General features: G+C 64.6%; 16 protein-coding genes. 7 read left to right on the top strand and 9 right to left on the bottom strand.

The features are described 5' to 3' along the window. Positions 1-13: 13 nt before the first annotated feature. Together LAQ74_RS18140 and LAQ74_RS18135 are read right to left on the bottom strand one after the other, a co-directional pair. Positions 14-775, bottom strand: a complete 762-nt coding sequence (locus LAQ74_RS18140) for a sugar phosphate isomerase/epimerase family protein (protein ID WP_224337537.1) — start codon at positions 773-775, stop codon at positions 14-16. A 54-nt stretch (positions 776-829) separates the two neighbouring features. Next, entirely contained in the window at positions 830-1,450 is a 621-nt protein-coding gene (locus LAQ74_RS18135; protein ID WP_224337535.1) for an NUDIX hydrolase N-terminal domain-containing protein, read from the bottom strand. 113 nt (positions 1,451-1,563) lie between these two features. Between LAQ74_RS18135 and LAQ74_RS18130 the strand changes: the two genes are divergently transcribed. Then, entirely contained in the window at positions 1,564-1,941 is a 378-nt protein-coding gene (locus LAQ74_RS18130; RefSeq protein WP_224337533.1) for a Rid family detoxifying hydrolase, read from the top strand. Positions 1,942-1,956: 15 nt separating this feature from the next. Here the strand turns inward: LAQ74_RS18130 and LAQ74_RS18125 are convergent, their stop codons facing one another. From LAQ74_RS18125 to LAQ74_RS18115, 3 genes are all read right to left on the bottom strand, one after another. Beyond that, positions 1,957-3,168, bottom strand: coding sequence for an aminotransferase class V-fold PLP-dependent enzyme (locus LAQ74_RS18125; protein WP_224337531.1), 1,212 nt, complete (start codon positions 3,166-3,168; stop codon positions 1,957-1,959). 74 nt (positions 3,169-3,242) lie between these two features. Continuing rightward, positions 3,243-4,325 carry an aldose 1-epimerase gene (locus LAQ74_RS18120; protein ID WP_224337529.1) on the bottom strand — a complete coding sequence of 361 codons (1,083 nt, stop codon included), beginning with the start codon at positions 4,323-4,325 and terminating at the stop codon, positions 3,243-3,245. A gap of 530 nt (positions 4,326-4,855) precedes the next feature. Then, positions 4,856-5,710 (bottom strand): TraB domain-containing protein, encoded by an 855-nt coding sequence (locus LAQ74_RS18115; protein ID WP_224337527.1) that lies wholly within the window; start codon positions 5,708-5,710, stop codon positions 4,856-4,858. Positions 5,711-6,564: 854 nt separating this feature from the next. Between LAQ74_RS18115 and LAQ74_RS18110 the strand changes: the two genes are divergently transcribed. Continuing rightward, a complete protein-coding gene (locus tag LAQ74_RS18110) occupies positions 6,565-6,843 on the top strand; it encodes a PadR family transcriptional regulator (RefSeq protein WP_224337525.1) in 279 nt (92 codons plus the stop codon). Positions 6,844-6,897: 54 nt separating this feature from the next. On the opposite strand, the gene LAQ74_RS18105 is transcribed toward LAQ74_RS18110, so the two are convergent. Further along, positions 6,898-7,863 (bottom strand): diacylglycerol/lipid kinase family protein, encoded by a 966-nt coding sequence (locus LAQ74_RS18105; protein ID WP_224337523.1) that lies wholly within the window; start codon positions 7,861-7,863, stop codon positions 6,898-6,900. A 103-nt stretch (positions 7,864-7,966) separates the two neighbouring features. After that, positions 7,967-8,407 carry a CopD family protein gene (locus LAQ74_RS18100; protein ID WP_224337521.1) on the bottom strand — a complete coding sequence of 147 codons (441 nt, stop codon included), beginning with the start codon at positions 8,405-8,407 and terminating at the stop codon, positions 7,967-7,969. Between the two features lie 122 nt (positions 8,408-8,529). On the opposite strand from LAQ74_RS18100, the gene LAQ74_RS18095 reads away from it, so the two are divergent. Next, positions 8,530-9,129, top strand: a complete 600-nt coding sequence (locus LAQ74_RS18095; RefSeq protein WP_224337519.1) for a halocyanin domain-containing protein — start codon at positions 8,530-8,532, stop codon at positions 9,127-9,129. A gap of 66 nt (positions 9,130-9,195) precedes the next feature. On the opposite strand, the gene LAQ74_RS18090 is transcribed toward LAQ74_RS18095, so the two are convergent. Further along, on the bottom strand, positions 9,196-9,519 hold the full coding sequence (locus LAQ74_RS18090; protein WP_224337517.1) for a DUF7853 family protein: 324 nt from the start codon (positions 9,517-9,519) through the stop codon (positions 9,196-9,198). A gap of 148 nt (positions 9,520-9,667) precedes the next feature. Further along, complete coding sequence (locus tag LAQ74_RS18085) at positions 9,668-9,910, bottom strand: DUF7120 family protein (protein WP_224337515.1); 243 nt, start codon at positions 9,908-9,910, stop codon at positions 9,668-9,670. A gap of 202 nt (positions 9,911-10,112) precedes the next feature. On the opposite strand from LAQ74_RS18085, the gene LAQ74_RS18080 reads away from it, so the two are divergent. The 4 genes from LAQ74_RS18080 (at position 10,113) to LAQ74_RS18065 (ending at position 13,374) form a co-directional block, all read left to right on the top strand. Next, positions 10,113-11,564, top strand: a complete 1,452-nt coding sequence (locus tag LAQ74_RS18080) for an RtcB family protein (protein ID WP_224337513.1) — start codon at positions 10,113-10,115, stop codon at positions 11,562-11,564. Between the two features lie 90 nt (positions 11,565-11,654). After that, positions 11,655-12,176, top strand: a complete 522-nt coding sequence (locus LAQ74_RS18075) for a gamma carbonic anhydrase family protein (protein WP_224337511.1) — start codon at positions 11,655-11,657, stop codon at positions 12,174-12,176. 67 nt (positions 12,177-12,243) lie between these two features. Further along, entirely contained in the window at positions 12,244-12,912 is a 669-nt protein-coding gene (locus LAQ74_RS18070; protein ID WP_224337510.1) for a helix-turn-helix domain-containing protein, read from the top strand. Between the two features lie 102 nt (positions 12,913-13,014). After that, positions 13,015-13,374, top strand: a complete 360-nt coding sequence (locus tag LAQ74_RS18065) for a group I truncated hemoglobin (protein WP_224337508.1) — start codon at positions 13,015-13,017, stop codon at positions 13,372-13,374. The last annotated feature ends 108 nt before the right edge of the window (positions 13,375-13,482 follow it).

Below are 13,482 nucleotides of genomic sequence, written 5' to 3'. Positions count from 1 at the left end.
GAGGGGCGCCCGTTCAGTTGTCGTCGAGAAGTTCTTGGAGTCGACGGGAACTCGACTCCAGCGTCGCCTCCGGATCGGTCGTCAGTCCGTTCTCGTGAATCACCCAGTCTACGTCCGCGGCGGCGGCCGTACTGACGCACGCGTTGAGGTCGACGACGCCCTCGTCGAGATCGACGTGGAGCGTGTCGTCGTCGCCGGGGTTCGTGTCGGTGAGATGGATGAGCGAGAGTCGGTCGGCGTAGCGGTCGAGATACGTCGTGGGGTCGACGCCGCCGTGCTGTGCGAGTCCGACGTCGAACTCCAGACCGAGCTGGTCGTCCGAGTACGCGGCGAACGCATCGTACGCGGTCTCGAATCTCGAACTGGCTTCCAGCGCCGCGAACTCGTACGTGTGGTTGTGATAGTGTGCTTCGAAGCCGTCGGCGACGAGTCGGTCCGCTACCGACGACAGGTCGTCGGCCGTCTCCATGGCCGACGCGACGGAGCCGAACCCTCCCTCACCGTAACTGGGGACGACAATTCGGTCGCATCCGAGCGTCCGGTAGCGTTCGACGGTCGCCGCGTAGTCGGATTCGAACGCGTCGAGACCGACGTGCGCACCCACCGGCACGAGACCAGCGTCGTCGAGGGCGTCGGCGATTGCGTCGGGTGACTCGTCGCCGAGACCGGCGAACTCGACACCCTCGTACGTCGTCTCGCCGACGCGAAGCAGCGTCTCAGTCAACGGTTCGTCGAACTCACGGAGCGTGTATAGCTGAATCGCCGGTCGTGCCATCCCGTCGATAGTTGTGAGCGACCTACATAGCCGTTCCGCCCGGTGGGTATCGCGTCACCCACTCGACCGAGATGGTTCGTCGGTTTCGGTCGTCGTCGCAGCGGACGCGTCGAGCGCGTCTCGGGCGTACGTCTCGTGCGCTTTGTGCCAGACGGAGACGTCGTCTATCTCTCGGTAGTCGAGTGCCTCTCCCTCGTGCGAAAGTTCGAGCGTCCCCCCGTCGACCACACAACGGTAGAGCACGTCGATGCGGCCGTGTGGACCGAACCGGTCGCTCGGGGCGTAGTGATACACGTCGACCAGTTCGACCACGGTGACGTCGAGTCCCGTCTCCTCGTGCGTTTCGCGGACCGCGGTTTCGGCGGGTGACTCGTTCGGGTCGACCCAGCCACAGGGGAGACACCAGGTACCGTCGTCGGCGCGTCGCATCAACAGGATGCGCCCCGTCGAATCGAACACTGCGGCCTCCGCTCCGACTTTGGGCGTGACGTGACCGAGTTCGGCCTCGAAGCGCTCGCGGACGTCGTCGGCCGGTAGTTCGAACGCCTCTCCGTAGTACTCACATGCCAGTTCGAGTATTCGTTCGTACCGTTCCTCGTCGTAGGGGTTGTCGGCGTACCGCAGTCCGTTCTGGCTCAGTACGCGTAACTCGTCTAAGAGACGCATGAGGTCCATGGTCCGTTCGAACGCCGATTCGGGCAGACAGGTGTTAAGTCCCGCGGGATGTGACACGTTCGCGATTCGAGAGAAACCACTAAGAGCGCGGCGGTGCACCACTCCGACAGCGTATGGAAGAGATACACACGGACGAAGCACCGGCCAGCATCGGCCCGTTCTCGCAGGCGATACGAGACGGCGACCGCATTTTCGTCTCCGGACAGGGTCCGGTCGACCCGGACTCCGGCGACGTCGTCAGCGACGACATCGGCGAACAGACCGCACAGACACTCGACAACGTCGCCGCCGTCCTCGAAGCCGGCGGAAGTTCGCTCGACAGCGTCGTGAAAGCGACGGTGTTCGTCACCGACATGGCGAACTACGACGCCGTCAACGAGGTGTACGGCGAGTACATGAGCGACCCGTATCCCGCCCGCAGCGCCGTCGAAGTCGCCGCCCTCCCCATCGACATCGGCGTCGAAATCGAGGTGGTCGCGACGGTCGAGTGACGCACCCGGCGCCGACTACGCGAGGTGCGCCCGAATCCGCTCGACGACGTACTCGGCCCCGTCGTCGGAGAGACACATCGGGTTGACCGTGAAGCCGCCGTCGAGGAGGTCGTCCGAACCGACGAAGATGCGGGGGTTCTCCTTCCGAAGTGCGCCGACGAGCGCCACCGCGTCGAGCGCGGCCGTCTCGGGGTCGAGTTCGACGTACACTTCGGGGGCGACCATCAGTTTCCCGCCGGGTTCTCGGGTCGTCGTCACGCCGGGAAGGTCTTCGAGACCGTCGTCGACGACGTCGAGTCGGTCGTTCCACTCGGCGGAGAGCGCCGCTTGGTCCTCGTCGACGAACGCCTCCAGCGCCGCGATGAGGCCGACGAGTTCCTCCTTACCGACCTTCAGGGGTCGTCCGATTCCCTGTCGAGGCACCCCGTCCAGTTCTTCTTTGTCGAACAGTTCCGCCGGCGGTTCCCACACCGATTCGGCGACGTGCATGTCGAGATGTTGGAGCGCCGCCGAGCGGACGTACTCGCGCTTGCCCGCGAGGATACCTGTAGTCTGGGGGCCGCGGATGGCTTTTCCCCCGCTGAAGACGACCATGTCCGCGCCCGCCTCGACGAACGCCGAGAGGTTCTCCCGGGGCGGCACCTCGGCGGCGGCGTCGACGATGACCGGCACGCCGTGGTCGTGGGCCACCTCGACGACGCCTTCCAGCGGCGGCGTGCTGAACACTTTCTGCATGTAGCCGACGGCGACCGTCTCCTCGGTGATGGCGTCGGCGATCTCCCACGGTTCGGTGCTGTTCGACCCGGTGCCGAGGTAGTTGTCGTTGTTGCCGACGTCGACGACTCGCGCGCCCGCCGCGCGGAACGCGTGGTCGTAGCCGTTTCGGTGCGTTCGCGGCATCACGATCTCGTTCGGTACATCGTCCGTTTCGGGGAGTTTCGCCATCGTCCCCAGGTCGTCGCCGGCGATGGCCGCCGCCGCGGCGAGCGTCATGCAAGCGGCCGCGCCGCTGCCGACGTACCCCGCCTCCGCGCCGGTGACTTCGGAGATGAGTTCGCCCGCTCGCACCTGCAGGTCCGAGAGGCGGACGAACGCCTCCGCCGCCCGACTCATCGCCTCGACCGCTTCCGGTCGGATTCGGCTCCCCCCGATGCGCGTCTTCGTGCCCGCCGCGTTGACGACGTTCGGCACGCCCAACTCGTCGTAGATGGTGGATTCGTACTCCATGACTCGGCCTCGGGAGCATCTCCGCAGGCCTCCGATAAGAAACATGCTACTGTGCGGTCGCGTTCGCCCGTCCGTCAGCGCTCGGTCCCGCCGACCACACCCTCCGCGGAGACCGACTCCACCGAAGAGAGTCCGCCGTACGTCGCGGCGACGAACTCGGCTTCGACGGTCTCGCCGGGGGCGAGCGTCTTCATCGTGCCCGACGCGCGCTGGCCCTCCGTGTCGCCGGGGTACGCCGTCGTCGGTTCCAGGCCGACGTTGTACGTCCGACTCCAGAACGGCGACTCGGCGTACCCGCCGAACGGTTGCCAGTACCACAGCGACTCGAAGGGGTCGGTCGGGAATCGAAGCGCGAACCCGAGGTCGAGTTCGGGGTTCGTGAGCGCGTACCACCCCTCGGTCAGGTCGACGGCGTACGCCAAATCGTGGATCTCGGCGTCCTGTCCGGGTACGTCAGTCGAGAGGTCGATGTCGCCTCCGTCGTGGCCCGGCGCGGTCGGCCAGTCGAACTCGGCACCGCTCCGGAGTCGACGGTTCGGATAGCCGTCGCCGTACTCCTCGACGACGCCGCGGCGGGCCGGAACGTCCAACCGTGCACCCGGAGACAGAAGCGGCGGTCCAAGTGCGAGATGTTGCTGCCAAACGTAGTCGAGTTCAACTCCACCATGGTTTGTTACGTGCTCGACAATCCGGAGTCGGGACTCGTTGGCGCGGAGTGTGAGCTCGCGTTCGACGGCGAACGGGTAGCGGACGAGTTCGACTTCGAGTCGGACCGTCACCGCCTCGTCGTCCGCGCGAACGACCGACGCATCCCACGGAAGTAACGCGCTTTCACCGTGCAGCCCGTACGCGCTGCCGGCGATCTCGTGTCCACCGCCGGCGTTCGGGAGGTTCGTCTGCCACCCGCCCGGATAGTGGTCGTTCCACGTCGAGTTCGGCTCCGAAGGGAGATAGCGCGCCGTCGGGGCGCTCCAGTTGTGGGGTGCGTGCCAGAGAACGTCAACGTCGGTCCGTTTGTCGCGTAGTGAGACGACGTCACCGCCTTTTTCGGGGAGTAAGAGCACGCGCAGGTAGCCGTTCTCCAGCAGTATCGCGTCGAGTCCGCGATAGGTGAACTCGGTCGAGAGTCGCGGACTGCTGTTCCAGTCGGGAAGCATCTCGGATGGAGCTATTCGGTAGTTGGTAACAATGCTGTCGGTTCCGCGTTTGAACTCCGCACCACGAGGTAGCTGTATCGCGTGCACACCGTTATGTATCGTGTTTGCCATCAGATAGAACACTAAATAAACTGGACATTTATTTATTCTTTAAAAACTGAATATGAGTTTGGAAGCTCGGCCAACGAGAGAGGAGAGCGCAGCCGATCGTCGTCATCCGAGCGATAAACGACGCTCAGAGATACTACGGGCGACACATTGATGACCGTCTGGACGCTACCCAACGCTTGGGCGGAAGGTACTGTGTTTGGTTAGGTTCTTGCACTAATACTCTCCCCGCCCACTTTCGAGACGTTACGTTACACATCGAAGAGAGCGAGAGTGGCGACTTCGAAGCGGTAGTCGACGGAATGTTACCGGCCGCTCGCCGTTGGCTCTGTCGATACGCGGACATTCCGTTGCTTGGGCAGGCGACCTCCCCGACAAGGGCGGTTCAGAGCCACCGGGAACACCGATGCAGCATCACTCCGCTATCCGTCGTCGGGGTATCGAAGGCTTACGAACGGCGGCTTCTCGGCGTCGTCGGCGAACGTCCCGTCCTCGAGATGCCGGCGGATTCCCTCGACGTGTGCCTTGCCGACGACGGCCACCACGTCGTTACCCCCCTGTCGGAGGTATTCGAGTCGACGGGCCATGTAGGCATCGCGCTCTCGAATCATCACGCGGACGAACTCGGGAGCGACGCGTTCGAGCGCGTTCCGGAACGACGCTGCCTGTTCGGGAGAGAGCCGCTCCATCATCGCGGCCTTCGCCGCCGGACTGTCGGCGGTCATCGTCCCGTAGCGGAAGTGAACTGCCAGGAGTCGAACGAGACCGAGAGCGAGCGGGATACCGTCTGCGAGGACGCCCGACGCCAACTTCCGCCACTCGCCCCGCGACGCCTGCGCGAGTCGTCTCTCGGCCGAGGTTCTGATACCGCGTGCGCCCGAGAGGAGGACCTCGCCGAGTCCGTCGAGTGTCTCCTCGATGGGCCGGTCGACGGCGGCGATTCGCCGTCCCGATGCCTCCGCGGCGTCGATGGCCGCGAACATGTCCCGGTCGTCTCTGTCGACGCCGGTGCCGTCGTGGTACGAGCGCTGCGAGAGTTTGAACAGGAGACTCAGCACGAATCCGGGTCGTGAGAGTACCCGGTAGCTCTCGACGACGTTCCGAACGGTCTGCACGGTCGTATCCGGCGCGTACAGGTGTCGGAGGCGCATCGAGCAGAGTTCGACGGTCACGACGTCCGGATCGCGCCGTTCTATCGCTCGGCGGACGTTCTCGCCGCTCTCTTCGGTAACGTGGACCGTTCCGACGAGAGTCACGGTTCCGATGTCGTCGCTCACGTGGACCACTCCATCCCTCGGTTATTCGGACGCGACGAGTGAAGAACATTCGCATCACTAGACGGTAGCTCGAATCTCGTATCACGCAGCGGTCTCGGCGACGTTTCCCGGAAGAATTCGTGACGCACCGCCGACCGGTAGGCGTTTTCCCTCGACTGTGGCGACTCGGTCTCGTAGGTGGCTCGAAGAAGTGTAGGGAACCGCCGGAACGCGGGTGTGTGGTGTGTCAGTGAGAGAGTGTGCGTTCGACTGGAATGTTCCCAACAACTGAATGTTGGACAAGATATGTAAATACGTTTCGGAATCTGGCGGCGGTAGAACGGATCGACGTCTCCGGTCACCCCGTCCGTGCCATCGTCGGCGGTTGAAGACTGTTGGTCGGCTTCATCCCCGCCCTGGAGGGCGAGGCTTTCGCCTCGAATTTTCCGTAAACCGCTACGGCCGCGCATCGCGGAGCGTCACGGAGCGTTCCGAAGCTATCGTCGATGAGAGCCTCGGAGCGACTCCACGACAGGAACGGACGTCGAGAGAGTGACCCGAGCGGCGTGCCCCCCAGCACGTCACTCCGGCTTGAGCACCGCTCGTGAAAGGCGACTGTTGAAGAGAGCGGAGGTGAGTCCACTTCCCCCTGGTACCCGGGCCGGGCGAGTCCAGGCACACTCCAACAGTCACCTGTACTGTATATATCACACATCATGACAGTACTGCTTGTGAGTACCGGGTCGGCCGACGCCGCTCGACGACCCTGTTCGTAGCCGCCCCGTGGAACGACCCACCCACCTGTCGGAGGAGGATAGTTGTCACGGAACGGGACTTTACGAGCAACTTTACGTAGGAATCTGGTTCGGTAGCGTATGAACGACCTTAGCGGCTTTCAACGTGACCTGCTTTGGGTGATCGCTGGTCAAGAGCAACCGTCAGGTCAGGAAGTCAAAAGCGAACTGGAGAGCTACGTCGAAGGCGAGATCAACCACGGTCGACTGTACCCGAACCTCGACACCCTCGTCAACAAGTCGTACGTCGAGAAGGGACCGATAGACCGGCGCACGAACTACTACGCCATCACCGACAAGGGTCGTGAGAGCCTTCGAGAGCGGCGACAGTGGGAAAACCAGTACGTCTCGCTCGATTGACGGACGACTCGGTTCACCGCATCCGCCCGCGGCGCACGCGTCTCACTCAGGCGGTCAGGTAGGGTCGGCCTCGTAGCTCGGCCCGACGGCCACCGAGAGTGCGCGGGGGGTCGCGTGCAGGACGAGTCGGTCGTGGCTGCTCACCTCACCGTCGAAACTGAACACGATTTGCTCGCTGTCCAACCCCTCGACGGTCAACTGACTCGCCTTGCGGTGGACGACGTGCTCGGTTCCCTTTCCGAACACTCGATGAGCGGCCGCCTCGGCGACGACGTTCTGCGGCGGCATCTCCTCGACGAGGACGACGTCGAACAGACCGTCCTCGGCGTTCGACTGTCCGCCCTCCTTGGCGAACTGGCGGATGTTGCCGACGAGCGCGCACAGCGCCTCCCCGCTCCACGTCGTCTGCGTTCCCTGCGAGACCGCCTCGACTTCGAGTCGGAGGCTCTCGAACTCTATCGTCTTCTTGACACCCGTGTAGAGAAACGCCAGCGAACCGAGTCGCTCTTTGAGCGCCGCGCTCGTCGCCGTGCTCGTTTCGGCGGTCAGTCCGGCGACAGCGGAGACGACGAACGGTTCGTTGCCCGCCATGCCGAGGTCGATACGGCGCTTCTCACCGTGTTCGAGGAGGTTGAATCCGGTTTCGGCGTCTTCGACGCCGACGTTTCTCGCGAAGATGTTCGCGGTGCCGACGGGGACGATCCCAACCGTCACGTCGTCGAGGGCGTCCGCCTCGACGAGCCCTTCCACGACTTCGTGGAGCGTACCGTCACCCCCGGCGACGGCGAGACGCCGAATGCCGTCGGCCGCGGCCGCTTTCGCCAGTTCGGTCGCGTGCCCCGCTTCGGCGGTCTCGACGACCTCGTAGCCGTGCTCGTCCGCGAGTTCCAACAACTGCTCTCTGTGGTCGCCACCGCCGCTTGTCGGATTCATCACGAGTCTGCGCCGTCCCTCGTCTCCGATGAGCCGCGACGCCTCACCGTCTCGGGTGGGCGTCGACCGGTGACCGTTCTCGTTCACGCGCTTCGTTCGACCCCGACCGTGAAAACGGTGTCCCGCACTCGTCTCCGGTCGGCGCGACCACGAGACCGCTCGTCCGAGTGGCCCCACGGCCGAACCCGTTTCAGAGCAGTCCGGCGACGACGAGAAGTCCGACCGCGAGAGCGGCGGCGACGACGAACAGCCCCCACGACGCCTCGACGGCCGACGTCACGTCCGTCGTCTCCAGGGCACCGGTCAACCGACTCGTGGCGACGTGTGTGACGCCGGCGAGGAGAAACCAGAGGGCCACCATCGAGAGCACGAGATGACCGCTACCCGTCGTCTGTAGCGTCCCGAACGTGTACAGCGTCCCCGCGAGGTGCCCACCCGTGAGAAGCAACAGCACGACTGCGGCGACCGAGAGATGGTTGAACCGGTTCGTCACCGCTTCGAGCGCCGACGCGTCGAGGAGACCCTTCCGTGCCACGGGCAGCACTCCGCCCACGAAGAGAAGGGTGCCGCCGGCCCACGCTCCCGCGAACAGCACGTGTACGACTCGAACCATCGTATCGATGAACGCCATCGGTGGCTGTTGTCGGCGGGTGCTCATATCCGTTCGGATGACACTCTCCACGGAGGCCACTCTCTCGGAGACGGTCCTCCCGGTTAGGAAGCGTTATTACTCCCATTCGACGACAGTCGGACATGGTCCAGAAGCCACAGTGGCCCCCTCTCGTCGGCAGATCGTCTCGACGCCGGTTTCTCACTCTCGCCGCGGCGGTCACGACGGGTGTGACGCTCTCTGGCTGTCTCGATAGTGGAGGTGACGAAGCGGACGACTCGGAGGGATCGGCTTCGTCGGATACCTCGACAGAATCGACGGCTTCCCCCGACGCCGAGACCGGTGCCGATGCCGATGCCGATGCCGACGCTGACGCCGACACCGACACCGACACCGACGTCGACGAGTGGATGTCAGACGCGCTCAACTACGACGGCATCGTCGACGAGACGGGAACCGACGAGATAGCCATAACCGTGGGCGCGCAGGCCGACAGCGGCCCGTACGCGTACGACCCGGCGGCGGTTCGCGTCTCACCGGGAACGACCGTCGTCTGGGAGTGGGCCGCCGCCAGCGGCTCGCACAACGTCGTCGACGAGGACGGCGCGTTCGAGAGCGAACTCTACTCGCGCGGGGACGCCACGTTCGAGTACACCGCCGAGGAACCGGCGACGCACCTGTACTTCTGTACGCCGCACCGCGGACTGGGGATGAAAGGCGCACTCGTCGTCGCAGAACAGTAGTCGGATTCGAGAGACCCGCCTGCTATCGGCTACTGGCGCGTTCGATTACCGGGAAGAGTCGGTGGCTCAGCAGACGACCAACTGCTCGCCGGCGCAGTCGATCCGGTCTGCGAGCGCTCGTGCGACCGCCCGGTCGGCGTCGGGCGCGGCGTCGTTTCGCGCGTGGAAGCGACATCTGAACTGGAGTTTTTCGAGTTCGAAGGCGGTGAACGCGAACGTTCCCGCTTCGAGTTTCTCCACGAGGGCGATCTCGATGACCGGTTTCGGGAGGTCCGCGTCTTCACCGCTGGCCACGTCGATATAGTCGGTGAGCACGTGGTGGAGCACCCACTGCTCTTCGAGGCTCAGTTCCAGTTCGACCGTCGGGGCGTCGTTGGTAATCGAGGGCATCGTTTCGTTCAGTTACAGTAACTAGTTAGTTCTCCTACTATCTAAGTCTTTGCTAACACGTAACACGAGTGGGAATCGCTAGCCCACCGTCGGTTCGAAGCCCCCGTTACGGAACGAAACGAGCGGAAAAAGACGGATTTCGGCGCGGTCAGAAAGCGTAGTCGTCGCCGCCCTCGTCGCGCATCGCGGGGTCCTGTTGATCGGTGACTGTCTGATTGAACAGCCCTTCGCTCATCTCCGGGTCGTCGTCGCCGACGTCGTCGTACGTCGAGATACCCATCGTGAGCAACTCTTCCATGGCTTTCTGTCGCGTCAGAAAATCGCCCTGTTCGACGAGGATGTCGATCCGGTCGGACAAGTCGTCCGGCAACGTCAGTTCGACTCTGGACATACGCGGTTGGTAGGCACGTTCGGGTTTATAGGTGATACGCTATCGTTCCGATATCCTCTCATCCGTATGTAGAGTACTGTATTACAGAGCTACCACTTCGTCTCCGACAGAGTCGGTCGTGGCGACGCCCCGTTCGTCTGATACTGGGTGACAGTCTCAAGTCAGGTTGATAACCGCCCAGCGTGACGACCCGAGAGAGAACATGCCGATAGAGGTGAACGGTGAGTACACCACCGCACACGTGATGGTCGACGACGAGAGCCTGGTCGAAGACGGCTGTCTGGAGCAGATACGGACGCTCGTCGACCACCCGGCGTTCACCGAACCCGTTCGGGTGATGCCGGACACCCACTGGGGTGCGGGCGCGCCCATCGGGTTCACGATGCCGCTGGCCGAGCGCGTCGTCCCGAACATCGTCGGCGTCGATATTGGCTGCGGGATGTGCGCAACGAACCTCGGCGACGAACTCCCGCTCTCGGACGCCGAACGCGAGCGACGCGTCCGCGACGCCGTCCCGATGGGCCGCGACGTACACGACTACGACGACGCGCCGCATCTCGTCGACGAGTTCCCGTTCGACCGGACCAACGAGCGGTTCGAGCGGTTCGACGCCGCCTACCGCGAGCGATTCGGCCGGCCGGTCGACCCGATCGAGTTCGAGTTCGGCGGCTACGACGGCGAGTACTTCGAGTCGCTCTGCGGTCGGGTGCTCGCCGGTCGCCGCCCGTCGATGGCCCACATTATCCAGAGCGCGGGGACGCTCGGCGGCGGCAACCACTTCATCGAGTTCGCCCGGGCGCGCGAGTCCGGCGACTACTGGCTGGTCGTCCACAGCGGCTCTCGGTACCTCGGCCTGGCCGTCGCCCAGTACTGGCAGGACCGAGCGTCCGACTACCGCGCCGCCGACGCCATCCGAGACTCGATTCGCGAGGCCGACGAGCGGTTCCTGAAGTTCGACCCGGAGACGGTCGGCGACGCCGACCTGTACGAGTGGGTCACCGGCGGCAAGGGCGAATCGCACATCCGGAAAGACCGCGTTCGCGAGGCGTTCGACGGGAAGGATATCGAACACGCGTTCGACAGACTCGCGGCTATCCGGCCGGACTCCGACGAGGACCGAGCGCAGTCGGACCTCGACTGGCTCGAAGGCCGCGAGGCCCACGGCTACTTCGTCGACATGCTGTTCGCCCAGCAGTACGCCCGCTGGAACCGCGACCTGATGAGCGACGCCGTCTGCGACGCGCTCGACGTCGACGCCGTCGACCGCTTCCAGTCGACGCACAACTTCGTCGATTTCCGCGACCTGACGATTCGGAAGGGGGCGACCCCTGCCCGCGAGGGACAGCGACTGGTCGTCCCGTTCAACATGGCCGACGGGTCGGTACTCGCCCGCGGGAAGGGCAACGAGGCGTACCACTCGACGGCCCCCCACGGTGCAGGGCGGGTGATGAGTCGAACCGCCGCGTTCGAGACGCTCTCGCTCGACGAGTTCGACGAGGCGATGGCGGAGATCTACTCCGAATCGGTCGTCGAGTCGGTGCTGGACGAAGCGCCGATGGCGTACAAATCCGCCGACGCCATCGCCGACGCCATCGAACCGACGGCCGAAATCGTCGACCGACTGGACGTGGTGCACAACCTCAAGGCGAAGTGAAGTCGGGTGAGTCGGTCGCGACGTCGACCGCCACGAGCCCCGACCGACGGCGGGTGAACGACTTTGCTCGTCGGTTACGTCCTCTCTCCTATGCCCGACAGACGCCACTACAGTTTCGAGGGAGTCGAACCGGAGGTTCACGCCGACGCCGACGTGAGCCGTGAATCCACGCTCGTCGGCGACGTCGTCGTCGACGCCGACGCCAGCGTCTGGCCCGGCGTCGTCCTGCGCGGCGACATCGGACCGGTCAGAATCGGCCGGCAGTCGCACGTCGGCGACAACGCCGTCGTCCACGCCTCGGCGGTCGGCGACCGGGTGATGGTCGGCCACGGCGCGGTCATCAACGAGGCGACGGTCGAGGACGGGTCGCTCGTCGGGTTCAACTCGACTGTGAACACCGGCGTCCGGGTCGGTTCGGGCAGCGTCGTCGCCGCGGGAGCCGTGATTCCGGAGCAGTACGACGTTCCCACCAAGTCGTTCGTGCGCGGCGTGCCGGCGCGCGTCACGCCGCTGGCCGACGAGCGAATCAGCGCCGAGGAGATCTTCTCGACGTACTCGTCCGGCGAGTACGGCGATTTGGTCGACCGACACGTCGAACTGTTCGAGGAGTAACCGACTGGAGACATCGGGTGTTCACGTTCCACGCCCGACTTATACCGTCCGGCCGTTACCTCGACTGATGGGTACCGGAATCCACGCGCAGGTGACGGTGGAAGGCGTCGTCGGCTGTCCCGCCGCCGCGATGAGTGAGACGGTCGATGTGGAGTCGATCGTCGTCGACCGGCAGACGGCCGCCGCGGGCGGCGGCGTCGTGGGTGAACTGACGGTCGAGCGTCCCGTCGGCGAGGAGTCGATAGCCGACGAATCGACCGCCGAGTCGACCCCCGACCGAATCGAGCGGGTGTTCGCCGACGACGAGCGGTCGGTGTACCGGTTCGTCACCGAGAGCGGGGACTGCCCCTGCGGACACATCCCCGACCACGATTGTCCCCTTCGCGAGGTTCGCGCCGACGCGGGGGCGCTCTCGCTGTCGTTCATCGCCCCCGACGTGGAGACGCTGCGGTCGATACTCGCCGACCTCCAGTCGTGTTCGACTGCCGTCCGCGTACAGCGACTGACACAGTCGACACCGAACGACGAGCAACGACTCCTGTTTGTCGACCGGGAAGCGTTCACCGACCGGCAGTACGAGGTGCTCCGAACGGCCCACGAGATGGGCTACTTCGCCCGCCCGAAGCGGGCGGACTCCGCGGCGGTCGCGGCGGAACTCGACATCTCGGTGGCGACGTTCAGCGAACATCTCGCCGTCACCCAGGAGAAACTGCTTGACCAACTGCTCGCGGTGTAGTATCCTCGGCGCTCCGTGTTACCGTCCACCACGGCCCTCATAAAGACCCGAGTGTCTTAGTGAGAACTCGTATCCGCTTTCCCGCCGAAGACGAGACGCTCGATGTCAGAGTCAATCTACCGGCAAATCGGCGGCAGAGAGGCGGTCAAACGCGTCGTCAACGATTTCTACGACCGCGTTCTCTCGGACGAGCAACTCGTCGGCTTTTTCGAGGGACTGGAGATGGAGGAACTCCGCGCCCACCAGGTGCAGTTCATCAGTTCGGTCGCCGACGGACCGGTCGAGTACACCGGCGACGACATGCGCGAGGCGCACGCCCACCTCGACATTCGTGAGGACGATTTCGACGCCGTCGCCACGTACCTCGAACGGGCCCTCCGGGAGAACGGAGTCGGTGACGACGACGTGGAGGCGATTATGACCGAAGTGGCTGCCCTGAAAGCGCCGGTCATCGGGCGGTAACGTCCCGTCCGAGACAGGAAACGTCGGTCAGAGCCAACCGGCCGGACAGTTGGACGGTTGGGCGGTTGGGCGGTTGAACGACCGTCCGGCTCTTCCGTTCGGCAGTTC

The sequence above is a fragment of the Haloprofundus halobius genome, assembly GCF_020097835.1.
Taxonomy (GTDB): Archaea; Halobacteriota; Halobacteria; order Halobacteriales; family Haloferacaceae; genus Haloprofundus; species Haloprofundus halobius.
This window is presented reverse-complemented; position numbering and strand designations above follow the sequence as displayed.